The sequence below is a fragment of the Minwuia sp. IMCC3060 genome (assembly GCF_029909435.1).
Classification (GTDB): Bacteria; Pseudomonadota; Alphaproteobacteria; order Minwuiales; family Minwuiaceae; genus Minwuia.
Genome location: NZ_CP123782.1, coordinates 2,505,659 through 2,522,035, shown reverse-complemented (window position 1 = coordinate 2,522,035; position 16,377 = coordinate 2,505,659). Strand labels below are relative to the sequence as shown.

Genomic DNA, 16,377 nt, shown 5'->3' with positions numbered 1-16,377 from the left:
TGTCCGGGTCGGGATCACATGGTACGCCCGCGCAACCCAAATCCCCCGACGTGCAGGCAGGACACCATGGCCGAAGAACAGACAGCTCCCCAGATCCGCATCAACGCCCAGTACATCAAGGACCTGAGTTTCGAGAACCCGAATTCACCCGCAGTACTGGCGGAGCCGCCGAAGGATACCGGCCTGAACATCAACGTGAATGTGGAGGCCGCGCAGCTCGAAGGCGCAACGTTCGAGGTCGTGATCAAGTTCGATATCCAGGCCAGTTCCGGCGAGACCACGATCTTCATCATCGACCTGACCTATGCGGGCGTCTTCACGCTGGTCGGCATTCCGCAGGAACAGATCGAAGCTGCCTGCCTGATCGAATGTCCGCGTCTGATCTTCCCCTTTGCCCGTCGGGTGATCGGTGACCTCACGCGCGACGGTGGCTTCATGCCGCTGCTGCTCGACCCGATCGACTTCATGCGCCTGTACCAGCAGAACCGCCAGCAGCAGGCCGCGGCACCCCAGGCGACGCAGTGATCAGTCGGACGCCCTGGCACGATCGATCTCCCGCAGCAGGGCGTCGATCCTGCGCCATTCCTGCGTCTGGCACATGATCCAGATGCAGCCCCTGACGTCGATCCGGTCTGGGGCGGCGAGCCGCATCGTCACCTCATAGGTCTCCCCGTCCTCCGGATTGAACATCGCCCCGCTGATCACGTCGCCACGTGCATCAAGGTCGCTGAAGATGCGCACGTCGCGCGGTCCGTCCGTCGCCCATGACCAGATCACGGTGCCGCAGGCCCGCGCGACCTCTGGCCGGGCCGGATCACAGGGCGCGATGCGCACCAGGGCCCCCATGCCCGGCGTGGCCCAGATGCCCGACAGTCCGGGCGCACCGTCTTCGGGGATCGGGGCTGCCCCGCCGCTGAGCGTTGCGCCGATGATCAGGACCAGCGCGCCTGTCACCCGACGGAGGCGTCCGCGTCTGGTGACCCTCCCGTCACCTGCAATCGCATCCCCTGCTTCCGGCTGCCCTGCCCCTCCCGCGGCGTTCCGTCGGAATGTGTCGGCGTAGTCGGGATGTTCCGTTCCCATCAGCCGGTCCCAGAAGGTGAAGTACAGCCCGTAGTTCCAGCGGCCGCAGGCATGGTGCAGGTCATGGTGCGTCGGGGTGGTGATCCAGCGCGCGACCGGCCAGTCGACCCAGCCACGGGGCATGATCTCTACCCCGCAATGGCCGATCACGTTGCGCGCCATCATGTGGCTGAGGAAGATGATGATGGTCACGCTGTCGACAGGGACCAGCAGCAGGAACAGGGGCAGGAACACGGCCTCCGCCACAGCCTCCGGCGGTGCGAAGGCGTAGGCCGCCCAAGAGGTCGGGGTAACCGACCAGTGGTGGGTCAGGTGCGCCAGACGGAACAGTGGGCGCAGGTGCATCGCCCGATGCAGCCAGTAGAACCAGGCATCGTGGGCCAGGACAATCATCAGGACCTGCAGCGCGACCACCGCAGCACCCGAACTCTCGCTGATCCGGATCAGGTCCATCTGCATCAGGCACCAGACCAGCAGGAAGCCGTTCAGGGAGAAGATCAGCGCGGTAAGGACCGACCATCCCACTTCCCGCAGCATGTCCCGGTTCGAGGCACGTCGGCGCTGAATGCGATAACGTTCCAGCCGACTGCGCAACAGGCGCAGCAGCACGAAGGCGGCACCGGCGAACAGGAAGTAGCGCGCGGCGTCGGAGGCGAAGATCAGCGGCCATACTTCGGGAAAGTGACTGAGGGCTTCGGTACCGGACATTTTCTTCTGGCTCCATCGTTGACTGTTTGACGATGAAGCCACTGTGCGGTGGGCGCGGCCTGATGGCCTGTCGATCCCGAGATCGGCCTGATGAATCAAGGAATCGGAGAGCTTTTTCAGGAATCGGCGATGTTTTCCCGGCGGTACGCGGTGGGTGTTGTGCCGGTAATCTCCCGGAACGCCCGGTTGAAGGGGCCAAGTGATCCGTATCCCAGATCCATCGCGATGGTCAGCACGGGTGTCCGGGCCAACTCGGGATCAGCCAACCTCTTCTGCGCCTCGGCCACCCGATGCACATTCAGGAATGTGTTGAAGTTCCGGTATCCCAGATCCCGATTGATGTGGGAACGCAGCCGATGCTCGGTGACACCCGCCTTTGCCGCGAGACCCGCAACGGTCAGCCCCGACTGCCACAGACCGCCGGAATCGATGAAGGCGCGGAGCGGACCGGCAACCCTGTCGTCAGGTGGGCCGGGCTTTTGGCCCGGTGTGACCCGCGGGACCTGTTGTGGGGACTCCACCGGATCGATGGTCAGGAAGGACACGCCGAACAGCAAGGTCAGAGCGAGGATGGCACCCGCATTGACCGGCGTCAGCAGGGCCAGCATCTCCGGCTCCGTGACGACCAGTTCGACCAGCAGAACCGATGTTACCTGCAGCACCATCATCGCCACGGCAATCAGCCGCCACCTCCGGCGCCGCTCCATCAGGTCATCACGGCGGCCCGCGAGGGTTCTGAACACCGCATGCGACAGCATCAGCAGCCCGACGATGCGTTGCAGGGTCACCAGTGCGGGTCGCAAGTCCTCCGGCAGGGTGGCGAAGGCAAGGGCCTGCATGGCCGCCAGCAATGCCAGAGCGGCAATGCAGACGCGCACATGGCGAAACGCGTCATCAAAGGCTGTCATGACCACCGCCCAGACCGCAAAGGGAATGGTCGGGGCAAGGCCGAGCAGCAGCAGCCGGAACAGGCCCTTGTCGGGTGCGAGCGGATCGCCGCCGCTCAGGAGCAGGTAGGCGGTAGTGCAGGCGATCAGGATGACGAGCAGCCAGGTGAGCGACTGACGCGGTTGCCGAACGACCAGTGTTGCAGCAATCAGGGCGAAAGCCCCCATCGCCAGCAGGCGCAGTACTGTATCGGCACTTTCGGTCACGGTTCGGTCCTGAGGCTTTGCTTGACGGTTCAGCTTTGGCGCGGGGAGACTGTCGTTTCAATCGGTTTGTGACGTGGGGGGGGACGGGATGTCAGATGCTTCGATGGATGAATTGCTCAGGCTCGGCGCCGAAGTCGGCGAGATGCTGAAGGCGCGGGGAGAGCGTGTGGCCGTTGCGGAATCGTCGGCTGGCGGGCTGATTTCCGCCGCATTGCTGGCCGTGCCGGGGGCGTCGGGTTACTTCCGGGGCGGCGCGGTGATCTACAACCGGACCTCGATCAGGGAACTGACGGGGCTGGATATTCGGGCGTTGATGCAGACCGGTGTGCGGTCAAGTTCCGAACCCTTCGCGGCCTGCCTCGCGGAAGCGGTGAAGACCAACATGCGCGGCGACTGGGGGCTGGCGGAAACCGGTGCGGCGGGTCCGACCGGCAACGGATATGGTGACGCTGCCGGGCACAGCTGCTGCGCCGTTGCCGGTGCGCAAACCGTCAGACGCACGCTGGAGACGGGTGACAGTGACCGGGCGGCGAACATGATCCGCTTTGCCATCGCCGCGCTGACCCTGTTCCGCGAGGAACTGGCTGCCGCGCCGCCAAAGGCGGATTGAGGAGCAGGGCCGGGAGCAAGGCTTCGGCCTGTTCCATCCCTCTGCCCCGCCCGGTGGCGTCGGAACCGGATCAGGTCTGTGGCCGGAGCATCCCGAACCGGGTGTCGCGGTCGCTCGGGATCTTCATGATGCCATTGGCGCGCAGCACCGGCTGATCCTCCACCAGCAGCATGGCGTTGCAGAACACCATGCGCGGGGTGGCGCGGACGACCTCCGTCCGGCCCTCCACCCACTGCCCGGTCAGGACAGGGGCCAGGAAGTCGCAGTTCAGGTTGATGGTGGGGAAGAACTTCTGCTGTTTCAGCGCAACGGCGGAACCGAACCCGATCTGCACATCGACCAGGGTCGCCAGCATGCCCCCGTGACAGGTGCGGGTCGGATTCAGATGCTTCTCCGCCACCCGGAAACCCAGGTGTGCCTCCCCATCCACGATGCGGCCGAAGATCGGGCCGACCAGTCCGAACAGGCCGTCCTGTACGCCGAAGACCTTGAACCCCTCCGGTGCGTCATGTTCTTGCTCTGGTGTCACTGAAACAGCTCCTTCGGGTCCAGCGCGTTGGGATCGCCATTGCGCGGCAGTTTGAAGATTCCTGCGGCGCGCGCGATCAGCGTGCCGTCCTGCTTGATGATCCGGCAGTCGGTGAAGACCGTGCTGCCGCCCCGCTTCAGCACCTCGGTCCGGCCCTGAACCCAGTCGCCGGCGACAGCGGGTGCCAGGAAGTCGACGTTGATGGAAACGGTCGGAATGAACAGACCGGTATCGAGCTGGTAGTTCAGCGACGAATTGAGCTGCATGTCCACCAGGGTCATCAGCATGCCGCCATGCAATGTACCACCCGCATTGGTGTGGCGCGGCTCGACCCGGATGCCGAGGATCAGATAGCCGTCCTCGTCACGCCAGAACATCGGGCCGTTGCCTTCGATAAAGGGCGCAGGCAGTCGGGCGGGGCGGAAACCCGCAGGTACGTCTTCAGTCATTTCTGAGATAGCTCCGTCAGGCGACCCGGGGGGCGACGTCGGCCATGAAGGCCGCCATCCGGTCCGTGGTTTCTCCGGCGCTGCCGGCCGTGAAGTTCAGCATCAGGTCGCCGAACCCCTGTTGTTTCATCTCGCCGATGTCATTGGCAATGGCATCCGCCGAACCCGTCAGGATCATGCGGTCGCCTTCCTTGTTCCGCACCTCCTCGCCCAGATTGTACCAGTGGCTCCAGTAGGCGAGGTCCAGCGTGGCAAGGTCACGCCCTTCCTCATCCGCGATCCCCTTCAGCCGATCAAGGCGTCCCGCGATGCGGGCATGGGTGTCCATGGGGAAGCGGGGGTTGTTGCCGATGGGGTACCAGCCGTCGCCGACCCGGACGGCACGGCGCAGGGCCGGTGCGCTCTCGCCCCCGGTCCAGATCGGCACGCCGGGTTTCTGCACCGGATTGGGCAGCACGGAAACGTTCCGGAAGTTCACGTACTTGCCCGCGTGACTGACCGTCGGGGCGGACCAGACCTTGCGAAACACCTCGATATATTCATCGGTCACCGCGCCGCGCTCCGCGTAGGGGGGCAGTTCCAGCGCCTCGAACTCCTCCTCCATCCAGCCCGCACCGCAGCCGAGCGTCATGCGCCCGCCGGAGAGCTGGTCGATGGTGGCGACCATCTTCGCGGTCAGCAGTGCCGGGCGGTGCGGCACCACCATGACGGAGGTCAGCAGCCGCAACCGGCTGGTCATTGCGGCGATGAACGACAGGGCCACCAGCGTGTCCATGCATTCGCCGTTGGCGGTGCCGGGAAAGGATCCGTCCGCGCTGTAGGGATAGGTGCTGTCGATCGCCACCGGAATGACGACATGGTCCGGGACCACGATGTGGCTGAAGCCCAGGCTTTCCCCCGTGGTCGCGATCTTGCGCAGGCTGTCGCTGTTTGCCAGCGGCCCGCGCGTGAACCATGCGAAACCGTAATCCATGTTCGCCTCTTCCGCGTATGTTGTGCAAAGCAGGGGCAACAATAAGGCGCGCTCAGCGTCGGGAGAACCCATGATTATCCCAACCGAGGAACGCTCATTCATCAAGGACCGGCCAGTCGGTCGCCTGGGCACGGCGGATGGGGCCGGATTTCCGCATGTGGTCCCGGTCTGTTTCGCCATTGCGGGCAACACTGTCTTCATCCCGATCGACGAGAAGCCGAAGCGTGGCGATCCGCGCGATCTCAAGCGCCTGCGCAACGTCATGGAGAATGAGCGGGTCTGCCTGATGATCGACCGCTACGCAGATGACTGGTCGGATCTCGGCTGGGTCATGCTGCGGGGCAGGGCACGGGTGGAACCGGTCGCGGCGGAGCTGCACATGGCCATCGAACTCCTGCGCGCCCGCTATCCCCAATACCGCGGGATGGCGCTGGCGCAGCGGCCCATGATCATCATCGACGTGGAACTGTGCACGAGCTGGGGCGACCTGTCCGTCCAGTCGTCAATGAGTGTGCCCGCCGACTGAACACCGCCCCATTCACTTCCCCGCAGTGCCGCATTGTTCCAGTATGTGGCGGACATGCACCGGGGGAGGCGACAGAGATGGGCAACGCGGAACAGAAGTCTGCAACTGAGGCAACACGCGCCGCGCACGAGCGGCTGCGCGCGCGACTGGACTTCGACCAGTCGGATGATTTCGCCAATGCCGCGCGCGGACTGGTGGAGGCGGTGCCGGACGGAGGGGTGGTGAAGACCGAGGGCGGCACGGTGGTCTGGAACCTGCCGGCCTATGACTTCCTGGAAGGCACGGAGGATATTCCGACCGTCAATCCCAGCCTGCTGCGCATGGCGCGGCTCAACATGGCCAACGGCCTGTTCAGGGTGGTGGACCGTGTCTGGCAGGTCCGGGGCATGGACCTGGCCAACATGACAATCATCGAAGGCGCGACCGGGCTGATCATCATCGACTGCATGACGACGGCGGAGGTCGCGCAGGCGGGTCTGGAACTCTATTACCGCCATCGCCCGCGCGTGCCGGTGAAGGCCGTCTTCTATACCCACAGCCATGTCGATCACTATGGCGGCGTGAAGGGCATCGCCACGCAGCAGGCGGTGGATGCGGGCGAATGCGACATCTACGCGCCTGACGGCTTCATGGAGGCCGTTGGCGGGGAGAACGTGCTGGCCGGGAATGCCATGAGCCGGCGGGCGCAGTTCCAGTTCGGTCCGCTGCTGCGGCCCGGACCGCAAGGGCAGGTGGATGCTGGGCTGGGCAAGGTCACGGCCCGTGGCCGTGTCACCCTGCTGGCGCCCACGCATCTGATCCGGGAAGCGGTGGAGCGCCACGTGGTGGATGGCCTGCAGGTGGATTTCCATCTGGCCCCGGGCACCGAGGCCCCGGCGGAGATGCACATGTTCTTCCCCGAACTGGGGGTCCTGAACATGGCGGAGAACGCGACGCCGCTGCTGCACAACTTCTGCCCCCTGCGCGGTTCCGAAGTCAGGGACCCGCGCATCTGGTCGTACTACCTGGCGGACGCGGTGGAGAAGTTCGGCAGCCGGACGGAGGCGCTGATCTGCCAGCATCACTGGCCCACGTGGGGATCGGAGAACATCGTGGCGTTCCTGGAACGTCAGCGCGACCTCTACAAGTACATCCACGACCAGACCGTGCGCCTGATGAACCATGGCTGGCGTCCGGCGGAGATCGCGGAGGTGCTGGACATCCCGCCCTCGCTTGCCACAGACTTCCGGATGCGGGGCTACTACGGATCGGTCAGCCACAATTCCAAGGCGGTCTTCCAGCGCTACCTGAGCTGGTATGACGGCAATCCGGCGAACCTGAACCCGCTGCCGCCGCGCCACGCCGCCGTGAAGTACGTCGATTACATGGGCGGTGCGCCGGAGGTGCTGGCCCGCGCGCAGGCCGATTTCGACAATGGCGAATACCGCTGGGTGGCGCAGGTGCTCTATCACGTGCTGTTCGCGGACCCGGACAACGAAGCGGCGAAACATCTGGCCGCCGATGCCTTCGAACAGCTCGGCTATCAGGCGGAGTCGGCGACCTGGCGCAACGCCTACCTCTATGCCGCGCAGGAACTGCGCCACGGAGTGATGAAGCTGCCGCCGCGCCCGATCCTCAGCCCCGACCTGCTGGGGGCGGTATCGACCGACATCCTGTTCGACTTCATTGCCGTGCGGCTGGATTCATCAAAGGCCATCGGCAAGCGCTGGCAGGTGAACTGGAACCTGAGCGACCGGGATGAAAAGGTCTGTCACACCCTCAGCAACGAGACACTGACCCAGTTGATGGGCAAGGTGGCGAAGGCACCGGCGGCGACCGTGACGACGACGCGCGAAGTGCTGGTCGGCCTGATCGTCGGCAAGGTCTCCGTTGCAGATGCCGTCACCTCGGGCGCGCTGGGCATCGATGGCGACCGCGCGGTGATCGAGGACCTGTTCGACATGCTCGATACCTTCGGCATGCAGTTCGACATCCTGACCCCCGGACCAGGTGTGCCCGGCCCGGACTGAAGCCGCGACCGCAATGTATCAGTGGGCACCCGTATCAGGTACGGGTGCGGCATCTGTTGTTGTATTCGGCCTTGCCGGTTCACCCTCATCCCGGCCTTCCCCCGTCGAGGGGGAAGGGGGGAGCAGGCGTCCCGGAATCGGCTGTATCTCAGCCCTTGGGATAGCCGAGTGTCGCCAGTGATTCCCGGACCTCGTCGATGATGGCGGGGTCGTCGATGGTGGCGGGGGTCTTGAAGTCGACGCCGTCGGCGATCTTCTGCATCGTGGCGCGCAGCACCTTGCCGGAGCGGGTCTTGGGCAGGCGTTTCACGGCGGTCACCAGCTTGAAGGCCGCGACGGCACCGATCTGCTGACGCACCATGGCGACGCAATCACGCTCGATGTCCGCCAGAGGCTTCTCGGCACCGGCCTTCAGCACGATCACACCCAGCGGTAACTGGCCCTTCAACTGGTCCTCGACACCAAAGACAGCGCACTCTGCCACGTCCGGGTGCTGCGACAGCACTTCCTCCATCGCGCCGGTGGAGAGGCGATGCCCGGCGACGTTGATGACATCATCGGTGCGCGACATGATGTAGATGTAGCCATCCGCGTCGATCATGCCCGCGTCACCGGTGTTGTAGTAACCGGGATAGGCCGCGAGATAGGCGGACTTGAAGCGCTCGTCGGCGTTCCAGAGCGTCGGCAGGGAGCTTGGCGGCAGCGGCAGTTTCACCGCGATCGCCCCCATCTGCCCTGCGGGGACCGGGTGCCCGCCCTCATCCAGAGCATGGATCTCGTAACCGGGAACGGCGCGCGTCGGGCTGCCGTACTTCACCGGCAGCGGCTCGATCCCCATCGGGTTGATGGCCATGGGCCAGCCGGTTTCCGTCTGCCACCAGTGGTCGATCACCGGCACCTTGAGCTGGTTCTCGGCCCACTGGATGGTGTCGGAATCGGCGCGCTCTCCGGCCAGGAACAGGATGCGGAACTTCGACAGGTCGTACTTGCCGATGAACTCGCCGTCCGGGTCCTGCTGCTTGATCGCGCGGAACGCGGTCGGCGCGGTGAACATCACCCGCACGTCGTGGTCGGCGATGACCCGCCAGAAGGTGCCCGGATCGGGCGTCCCGACGGGCTTGCCCTCGAACAGGATCGTGGTCGCACCATGCAGCAGCGGCGCATAGACGATGTAGGAATGGCCAACGACCCAGCCGACATCGGATGCGGCCCAGAATGTCTCCCCCGGGTTGGCGTCATAGAGGTTCTTCATCGACCACTTCAGCGCCACGGCATGACCGCCGTTGTCGCGGATCACGCCCTTGGGCTGGCCGGTGGTGCCGGAGGTATAGAGGATGTAGAGCGGATCCGTTGCCTGCACGGGCACGCAGTCGGCGGGGGAAACCCCCTGCAGCGCATCGGCCCAGAGCATGTCGCCTTCCCGTACCTCGAAATCCGGGACCTGCTCGCGCGGGAAGATGATGCAGCCGTCCGGCTTGTGCTTCGACAGGTCGATCGCGCCATGCACCAGCGGCATGTATTCGATCACCCGCCCCGGCTCCAGCCCGCAGCTTGCCGTCACGATCAGCTTCGGCGTGGAATCGTCGATGCGGGTGGCCAGTTCGTTGGGGGCGAAGCCGCCGAAGACGACCGAGTGCACGGCACCGATGCGGGCACAGGCCAGCATGGCCACCGCAGCCTCCGGGATCATCGGCATGTAGATGATGACCCGATCACCCTTCTCCACACCACGCGCCTGCAAGGCACCGGCAAAATGCGCGACACGGTTCAGCAGTTCCTTGTAGGTGAACTTCTGCACCGTCCCGGTGATCGGGCTGTCATGGATCAGCGCCACCTGATCGGCCCGCCCGCCTGCCACATGCCGGTCCAGGCAATTGTGGCAGGTGTTCAGTTCGCCGCCGGCGAACCAGCGGGTGAAGGGCGCATTGCTGTCGTCCAGGACGGTGTCGAAGGGCCTGAACCAGTCGATGCCCTTCGCGGCCTCCGCCCAGAAGCCTTCCGGATCGGCCTTCCAGCCGTTGTAGACGTCATCATATGCACCCATGACCCTTACTCCGCCGCCGTCTGTGCCGTGGGCAGGGTGTAGTCCTTGAACTGCTCCCTCAGGGTCGTCTTCTGGATCTTGCCCGTGGCGGTATGCGGGATCTCGTCCACGAACTGCACGTCGTCCGGCATCCACCATTTCGCGATCTTGCCGTCCAGGAACGCCATCACGTCGTCCTTGGAGACATCCCTGCCCGCCTTCTTCACGATGCAGAGCAGGGGGCGTTCATCCCATTTCGGATGATAGACGCCGATGACGGCGGCTTCGGCCACGTCCGGGTGGCCCATGGCGGCATTCTCCAGATCGATGGAGCTGATCCATTCACCGCCGGACTTGATGACGTCCTTGGCGCGGTCGGTGATGGTCATGAAGCCGTCTTCGTCCAGGGTCGCGACGTCGCCGGTATCGAACCAGTTGCCGTTGTCCAGCACGTTGCCGCCCTCGCCCTTGAAGTAGCCGCTGGTGATCCAGTAGCCGCGGGTCAGCAGGTTGCCGAAGGCGACACCGTCGCGCGGCAGTTCATTGGCTTCGTCGTCGGTGATCTTCAGTTCCACGCCATAGATCACGCGACCCTGCTTGGCCTTGAAGGGCAGCTGCTCCTCGAACGGCAACTGCTCGATGGCCCTGGTCATGACGCCGGTGGTGCCCAGCGGGCTCATCTCCGTCATGCCCCAGGCATGGATCACGGTGACGTCGTACTTGGTCTCGAAGGTACGGATCATGGACGCCGGCGCGGCAGAGCCGCCGATGACCGTGCGGTTCATCTCGGGCAGGCCCAGGCCATGCTCCTCCATGTAATTCAGCAGCATCAGCCAGACCGTCGGCACGCCCGCCGACATGGTGACCTTCTCGTCAGCCATCAGGTCATAGACCGACTTGCCGTCCAGGTCCTTGCCGGGCAGCACCAGCTTGGCACCGCACATCGGCGCAGCGTAGGCCAGGCCCCAGGCGTTGGCATGGAACATCGGCACGACCGGCAGGACGGTGTCACGCGACGACAGGCCGAGGCAGTCGCCCATGCAGGCGGCGAAGCTGTGCAGCACGGTGGAGCGGTGCTGGTACAGCACGCCTTTCGGGTTGCCGGTGGTGCCGGAGGTGTAGCAGAGGCTGGAAGCCGTCTTCTCGTCGAACTCCGGCCATTCGAACTCGGTGGTCTCCGCGGCCAGCAGATCCTCGTAGCAGTAGACGTTCTCCAGCGTGGTCTGGGGCATGTGATCGCTGTCCGTCATGATGACGAAACCCTTCACACTCGTCAGTTCCGACTGCACCTTCTCCAGCAGCGGCACGAAGGTCAGATCGACGAAGATGAACTGATCTTCGGCATGGTTCGCGATGTAGACGACCTGCTCGGGGAACAGGCGCGGGTTGATCGTGTGCAGCACCGCGCCGAGGCCGGAGACACCATAGTAGCACTCGAAGTGGCGATGGGTGTTCCAGGCCAGGGTGCCGATCCGGTCCCCCAGCTTCACGCCCAGGCGGGTAAGGGCGTTGGCCAGCTGCTTGGAGCGCTTGTGGGCATCCGCGTAGGTATAGCGGTGGATGGGGCCTTCGACGGTGCGGGTCACGATCTCCGTCCGCCCGTGATAGGTGGCGGCATAGTCGATCAGTGTGTGGATCAGAAGCTGCTTTTCCTGCATCAGCCCGAGCATCGTTTCATCCTCCCATGAGACACCAGACAGGCCGCCATCAAGGCGCCCGCGAAATTGGCGCGGAACATACGCGAGCGACAGGGACGGTCAAGCATTCCGGGGTCGCAGCCTGCGGCGCATCGGGGGATACCGCCTGATCTGTCGCGGAGACGAAAGAATGCTGGGTTATCGATATCGCTGAAACAGGTCATGCTGCCGCGCTCTGGAAAAAGGGGGGAAACGAATGACAACCGGAACACGACTGACGGGGATGATGAAATGCGTGGCGACAACTGCCGCCGCAGGACTGATGGCGGTAACCCTGTCGGGGACTGCGCAGGCCGCGGACCCGCTGCCGATCGTCTTCGTCCACGGCGACAGTGACAGCGCTTCCGCCTGGATCGTGCAGAAATGGCGTTTCGAGTCCAATGGCTATCCGCGCGACCGGATGTTCGCGGTGGATCTGGATCATCCGGGTGCACGTTCCGACGATACGGTGGCGCAGGAGAATCGGTCATCGACCACCGACGTCGCCGCGCAGCTCGCCGGGTTCGTGGCGCGTGTGAAGCTGGAGACCGGGGCCGACAAGGTCATCATGGTCGGCAACTCGCGTGGCTGCCAGACCATCCGGAACTATGTGCAGAACGCGGGCGGCGCGGCCAATGCGGCGGCGCTGATCCTTACCGGTTGCGTGCATCACGGCGTGTTCGTCGCGCCGGGGGCGGTCATGGGATCGGAATACAATGGCGCCGGAACATTTCTCTCCGGTCTGAACGCCGTCAGCGAAGTGGTACCCGGCCTGCCGACCGTGACCATCCGTTCCGACAGGTTCGACCTCTATGCGCAGCCCATGGGGGACTTCATCGGGCGTGCGGGACAGCCGACCGGTGCGACCTACGCGAATGCCGAACTGCGTGGCGCGACCAATATCGTGCTGGACGGCGTTGACCACCGGGAGACGGCCTATTCGACCCGGGCCTTCCACGAGATCTTCAAGGTGGTTGCAGGCCACCCGACATTTTCCGCTGCGGTCAGACCGGAGGAAACGCCGGTCCTGAACGGGGAAGTCTCCGGCTGGGCTGCGGACCGTCCGACCAACCTGGCGCTGGTTGGTGCGAAGGTCAGCGTCTTCGAGACCGATCCCGAAAGCGGTGCGCGGATGGGTGAGCCGGTGCATGAGCAGACCATCGGTGAAGATGGCATGTGGGGACCGTTCGCGGCGAAGAACGACCAGCCCTATGAATTCCGCATCCAGGCCGAGGGCTATCCGGTCCACCATATCTATCGCTCTGCCTTCCCCCGTTCATCCGATCTGGTGAACCTGCGTCTCTATCCGCAGGCCAGGGAGGCCGAGGGGCAGGCGGGGGCGCTGCAGATGATGCGTCCGCGCGGCTACTTCGGTGCCGATGACACCGTGACCTTCAACGGGGAGCGGGCGAGCGGCCTGAACGATCACGAGGTGCCGAATGGCTGGAAGGTCTGGATCACCTTCCCGGAATCCTCCGGCCAGACGGTTGTCGGTCGCTTCGCCGACGGGGATGTCGACGAGACCATTGCCGCCAAGGCATGGCCCGTGGATGGCCACGTTGCCTGGATCGAACTGACCTACTGAGGCACGGGCAGGGGGCGGCGCGTGCCAGTGCCGTCCCAGCTGCCTCACGGCCTTCCGGTTCAGTAGCGGCCGGTATAGGCGCTCATCAGGTCCTGGCCTTCGCCTTCCTTTTCCTCCAGACGGAAGATCGTCTGCAGATGCACCTCGTCGGGGCCGTCATAGATACGGAACGCCCGGGCGGTGGCGAGCGCGTCGGCGAAGGGCGCATCCTCCGTGACGCCCATGGCACCGAAGATCTGGATGCCGTGGTTGCAGATGTCGTGATAGGCGCTGGCGACGGCGACCTTGATCAGGGATACGTCCTTGCGGGCCGCCTTGTTGCCCTCCCGGTCCAGCCGCCAGGCGGTGCGCTGCACCAGCAGCCGCGCCTGCTCCAGCGCCAGCCGGGATTCGGCGATGGCCGCCTGCACGGAGCTGTATTCGCGGATGGTCTTGCCGAAGGTGCTGCGACGGCCGGCACGCTCCACCATCAGCCGGATCAGCACCTCGCAGCGGCCGATGGCCCGCATGCAGTGATGCACCCTTGCCGGACCCAGCCGTGCCTGGCCGATCAGGAAACCGGCGCCTTCCTCTCCCAGCAGGTTGGCGACAGGCACTTCCACATCCTCGAACAGCAGTTCGGTGTGGGGGGTGCGGTGATCCATGTGGTTCAGCACCGAAAGGCTGCGCACGACGGTGATGCCCGGCGTGTCCTTCGGCACGATCAGCATGGAATGCTGCCGTCCGCGCGGCGCGTCCGGGTTGGTCACGCCGACGACGATCAGCAGCTTGCAGTCGGGGTTGGCTGCACCGGTCGCGAACCACTTGCGGCCATTGACGACATAGGTGTCGCCCCGCCGTTCCATCCGCGTCGCGATGTTGTTCGCGTCTGACGAGGCAACGTCCGGCTCCGTCATGGCGAAGGAGGACCTGACCTGGCCCAGCAGCAGCGGTGCCAGCCATTCCGCCTTCTGTTCCGGTGTGCCGAACATCTGCAGGATTTCCATGTTGGGCGTGTCGGGGGCGTGGCAGTTGAAGACCTCCGACGCCCAGCCGACGCGGCCAAGGATTTCCGCGATGGCGGCGAACTCCAGATTGCTCAGGCGCGTCCCCGGTTCGTCGTCCGCCAGCTGGGGCAGGGCCATGTTCCACAGACCCAGATCAAAGGCCTTCCGTTTCAGTTCGGCCAGCAGCGGGGGCGTCAGATCGTGGTCCCGCTCCGTCGCGGCCATGTAGGCACGGTTCCCCGGCAGAATGTCGTTCTGGAAGATTTCCTCGACCTGCGCGGCGATCTCCGTGGTTCTGCTGCTATGTTCGAAATGCAAGGCGTCCTCCCCGACGATTTGTGGTTCTACTTCAGAATTGATGGCAGCAGGTTAGACTGGCAGTCGATGGTCGTTTGCATTTGCGTCGGACAATCCTGCCAAAAACCAGGCTTGCACCACTAATGCATGTGTATTAGATTTTTCGCGAATGCAAGGCAAGGGCCTTGCTCCGGACATTGGGAATTTCGACGTGGATACCCGGGAACGCCTGCTTCTGACCGCTGAACGATTGATGGGCGAACGCGGCATCAACGGCGTCTCCCTGCGCGAGATCACGCGGGAGGCCGGGCAGAAGAACGCCTCCGCCCTGCACTACCATTTCGGGTCGCGTGACGGCCTGATCGAGGCCATCTTCGAGAAGCGGATGCGGTGCCTTGATGCCAACCGCATGAATCTGCTTGATCGGATGGAGCGGGAAGGTCGGCTGAACGACGTACGCTGCGTGGCGGAGGCCGTCTCCCTGCCCACGGCCGAGTTGCTGGATTCGACGGATGGCGGCGGCAACTACATCAAGTTCCTGACCGAGATGTTCCTCTCGACCGACGCCAACATCGATGACTTCGTGCGCGGCCGGCTCGACGGCGGACTGCGCCGGTCGTTCGAGATTCTCAAGACGCTGCTGCCCGAGATTCCAGAGACTGTACTGCGTCAGCGTTTCATCATCATGATGCGCGCAGGCACATTTGCCCTTGCCGATATCGACGTACACCGCAAACGTATGGAGGCGCAGGGCAAGCCCTTCGATCTGCAGCGGGCAATCGGGACCCTGATCGACATGTGGGTCGGCGGCGTTTCAGCGCCGTTGAGATCAACCGAAGCTAAGACAACCGGGCGCGAAGCCGCCTGACTGGCGGCTGGAATAACCGGGCATCCTGGGGAGGAGACCAGAGTTATGGGATACGAACGGATCAACGTGAAGCCGATCGCAGGTGCCCTGGGCGCCGAGATCGAAGGTCTGAACATGGCGGAGCCCATGGGCAACCAGGTGTTCCAGGAGGTGCATGACGCGCTGATGGAGCATCAGGTGATCTTCCTGCGGGACCAGCATGTCACGCCGGGGGAGCATGTGGCCTTCGCGCGTCAGTTCGGAACGCTGCATGTCCATCCCTACGCGCCCAACCTGGCAGATCATCCGGAAGTGCTGATCCTGAAGAGCTCGAAGGAGAACCGTTCCGCCGCGAATGCCTGGCACTCCGACGTGACGTTTCAGGAGGAGCCGCCGATGGGATCGATCCTGCTGGCGCGGCAGGTCCCCGACCATGGCGGCGACACCATGTGGGCCAACATGTACGCGGCCTATGAATCCCTCTCCGAGCGCATGAAGCGCTATCTGGACGGCATGACCGCGCTCAATACGGCAGGCCGGGCCAACTTCGAGAAGGCCTATGACAAGCAGGTCTCCGATGACCGGAAGCGGGAGATTCATGCGGACCGGAATTCGCTGGCCCCGGCGGAACACCCGGTGGTCCGGACCCATCCGGTGACGGGCCGGAAGGCGCTCTACGTCAATTCCATCTTCACCCAGAAACTGGTCGGCGTCTCCGGCAAGGAGTCCAAGGCGATCCTTGAGTTCCTGTTCGATCACCTGAAGAGGCCCGAGTTCACCTGCCGTTTCCGCTGGGAGGAAGGCTCCGTTGCTTTCTGGGACAACCGGTGCACGCAGCACTACGCCATCGCGGACTATGGTGATGCGACACGGGAAATGCACCGTGTCACGGTCAACGGCGACCGGCCGGTCTGAGGGAAGC

The 16,377-nt window shown here is 64.4% G+C and carries 15 protein-coding genes; 7 read left to right on the top strand and 8 right to left on the bottom strand.

What is annotated here, in order from left to right; all coding sequences use genetic code 11:
• Positions 1 to 66 precede the first annotated feature (66 nt).
• The gene (secB, locus tag QGV54_RS11845) at positions 67 to 525 is read left to right on the top strand and encodes a protein-export chaperone SecB (RefSeq protein WP_281016628.1); all 459 of its coding nucleotides are present in this window, start codon (positions 67 to 69) and stop codon (positions 523 to 525) included.
• Here the strand turns inward: secB and QGV54_RS11840 are convergent, their stop codons facing one another.
• Together QGV54_RS11840 and QGV54_RS11835 are read right to left on the bottom strand one after the other, a co-directional pair.
• Positions 526 to 1,791 carry a sterol desaturase family protein gene (locus tag QGV54_RS11840; RefSeq protein WP_281016629.1) on the bottom strand — a complete coding sequence of 422 codons (1,266 nt, stop codon included), beginning with the start codon at positions 1,789 to 1,791 and terminating at the stop codon, positions 526 to 528.
• A 116-nt stretch (positions 1,792 to 1,907) separates the two neighbouring features.
• Positions 1,908 to 2,945 carry a helix-turn-helix domain-containing protein gene (locus QGV54_RS11835; protein WP_281016630.1) on the bottom strand — a complete coding sequence of 346 codons (1,038 nt, stop codon included), beginning with the start codon at positions 2,943 to 2,945 and terminating at the stop codon, positions 1,908 to 1,910.
• Between the two features lie 103 nt (positions 2,946 to 3,048).
• On the opposite strand from QGV54_RS11835, the gene QGV54_RS11830 reads away from it, so the two are divergent.
• Complete coding sequence (locus QGV54_RS11830) at positions 3,049 to 3,555, top strand: CinA family protein (RefSeq protein ID WP_281023663.1); 507 nt, start codon at positions 3,049 to 3,051, stop codon at positions 3,553 to 3,555.
• Positions 3,556 to 3,625: 70 nt separating this feature from the next.
• Here the strand turns inward: QGV54_RS11830 and QGV54_RS11825 are convergent, their stop codons facing one another.
• From QGV54_RS11825 to QGV54_RS11815, 3 genes are read right to left on the bottom strand one after another with little or no spacing between them, the layout of a single operon-like run.
• Complete coding sequence (locus tag QGV54_RS11825) at positions 3,626 to 4,084, bottom strand: PaaI family thioesterase (RefSeq protein ID WP_281016632.1); 459 nt, start codon at positions 4,082 to 4,084, stop codon at positions 3,626 to 3,628.
• A complete protein-coding gene (locus tag QGV54_RS11820) occupies positions 4,081 to 4,533 on the bottom strand; it encodes a PaaI family thioesterase (RefSeq protein ID WP_348637610.1) in 453 nt (150 codons plus the stop codon). The genes QGV54_RS11825 and QGV54_RS11820 overlap by 4 nt, the downstream gene beginning before the upstream one ends.
• Before the next feature lie 16 nt (positions 4,534 to 4,549).
• Complete coding sequence (locus QGV54_RS11815) at positions 4,550 to 5,506, bottom strand: LLM class F420-dependent oxidoreductase (protein WP_281016633.1); 957 nt, start codon at positions 5,504 to 5,506, stop codon at positions 4,550 to 4,552.
• A gap of 70 nt (positions 5,507 to 5,576) precedes the next feature.
• Here QGV54_RS11815 and QGV54_RS11810 point away from each other — a divergent pair, with 70 nt between their 5' ends.
• Together QGV54_RS11810 and QGV54_RS11805 are read left to right on the top strand one after the other, a co-directional pair.
• Complete coding sequence (locus tag QGV54_RS11810) at positions 5,577 to 6,032, top strand: TIGR03668 family PPOX class F420-dependent oxidoreductase (RefSeq protein ID WP_281016634.1); 456 nt, start codon at positions 5,577 to 5,579, stop codon at positions 6,030 to 6,032.
• 77 nt (positions 6,033 to 6,109) lie between these two features.
• Positions 6,110 to 8,041 carry an alkyl sulfatase dimerization domain-containing protein gene (locus tag QGV54_RS11805; protein WP_281016635.1) on the top strand — a complete coding sequence of 644 codons (1,932 nt, stop codon included), beginning with the start codon at positions 6,110 to 6,112 and terminating at the stop codon, positions 8,039 to 8,041.
• A gap of 148 nt (positions 8,042 to 8,189) precedes the next feature.
• Here QGV54_RS11805 and QGV54_RS11800 read toward each other — a convergent pair whose 3' ends face one another.
• Positions 8,190 to 10,085, bottom strand: a complete 1,896-nt coding sequence (locus QGV54_RS11800; RefSeq protein WP_281016636.1) for a propionyl-CoA synthetase — start codon at positions 10,083 to 10,085, stop codon at positions 8,190 to 8,192.
• A gap of 5 nt (positions 10,086 to 10,090) precedes the next feature.
• Complete coding sequence (locus tag QGV54_RS11795) at positions 10,091 to 11,734, bottom strand: 3-(methylthio)propionyl-CoA ligase (protein WP_281016637.1); 1,644 nt, start codon at positions 11,732 to 11,734, stop codon at positions 10,091 to 10,093.
• A gap of 262 nt (positions 11,735 to 11,996) precedes the next feature.
• Between QGV54_RS11795 and QGV54_RS11790 the strand changes: the two genes are divergently transcribed.
• Positions 11,997 to 13,325, top strand: a complete 1,329-nt coding sequence (locus QGV54_RS11790) for an alpha/beta fold hydrolase (protein ID WP_281016638.1) — start codon at positions 11,997 to 11,999, stop codon at positions 13,323 to 13,325.
• A 59-nt stretch (positions 13,326 to 13,384) separates the two neighbouring features.
• Here the strand turns inward: QGV54_RS11790 and QGV54_RS11785 are convergent, their stop codons facing one another.
• Positions 13,385 to 14,629 carry an acyl-CoA dehydrogenase family protein gene (locus QGV54_RS11785; protein WP_281016639.1) on the bottom strand — a complete coding sequence of 415 codons (1,245 nt, stop codon included), beginning with the start codon at positions 14,627 to 14,629 and terminating at the stop codon, positions 13,385 to 13,387.
• A gap of 190 nt (positions 14,630 to 14,819) precedes the next feature.
• Here QGV54_RS11785 and QGV54_RS11780 point away from each other — a divergent pair, with 190 nt between their 5' ends.
• Positions 14,820 to 15,476: a TetR/AcrR family transcriptional regulator gene (locus QGV54_RS11780; protein WP_281016640.1), complete on the top strand. Its 657-nt coding sequence runs from the start codon at positions 14,820 to 14,822 to the stop codon at positions 15,474 to 15,476.
• A 45-nt stretch (positions 15,477 to 15,521) separates the two neighbouring features.
• Positions 15,522 to 16,370, top strand: a complete 849-nt coding sequence (gene tauD, locus QGV54_RS11775) for a taurine dioxygenase (protein ID WP_281016641.1) — start codon at positions 15,522 to 15,524, stop codon at positions 16,368 to 16,370.
• Positions 16,371 to 16,377: the final 7 nt, after the last annotated feature.

Bases quoted from the DNA above. Each gene is read 5' to 3' on its own strand.
- QGV54_RS11795 (WP_281016637.1), bottom strand. From the start codon at position 11,734: ATGCTCGGGCTGATGCAGGAAAAGCAGCTTCTGATCCACACACTGATC.
- QGV54_RS11805 (WP_281016635.1), top strand. From the start codon at position 6,110: ATGGGCAACGCGGAACAGAAGTCTGCAACTGAGGCAACACGCGCCGCG.
- tauD (WP_281016641.1), top strand. From the start codon at position 15,522: ATGGGATACGAACGGATCAACGTGAAGCCGATCGCAGGTGCCCTGGGC.
- QGV54_RS11840 (WP_281016629.1), bottom strand. From the start codon at position 1,791: ATGTCCGGTACCGAAGCCCTCAGTCACTTTCCCGAAGTATGGCCGCTG.
- QGV54_RS11800 (WP_281016636.1), bottom strand. From the start codon at position 10,085: ATGGGTGCATATGATGACGTCTACAACGGCTGGAAGGCCGATCCGGAA.
- QGV54_RS11820 (WP_348637610.1), bottom strand. From the start codon at position 4,533: ATGACTGAAGACGTACCTGCGGGTTTCCGCCCCGCCCGACTGCCTGCG.
- QGV54_RS11830 (WP_281023663.1), top strand. From the start codon at position 3,049: ATGGATGAATTGCTCAGGCTCGGCGCCGAAGTCGGCGAGATGCTGAAG.
- QGV54_RS11810 (WP_281016634.1), top strand. From the start codon at position 5,577: ATGATTATCCCAACCGAGGAACGCTCATTCATCAAGGACCGGCCAGTC.
- QGV54_RS11815 (WP_281016633.1), bottom strand. From the start codon at position 5,506: ATGGATTACGGTTTCGCATGGTTCACGCGCGGGCCGCTGGCAAACAGC.
- secB (WP_281016628.1), top strand. From the start codon at position 67: ATGGCCGAAGAACAGACAGCTCCCCAGATCCGCATCAACGCCCAGTAC.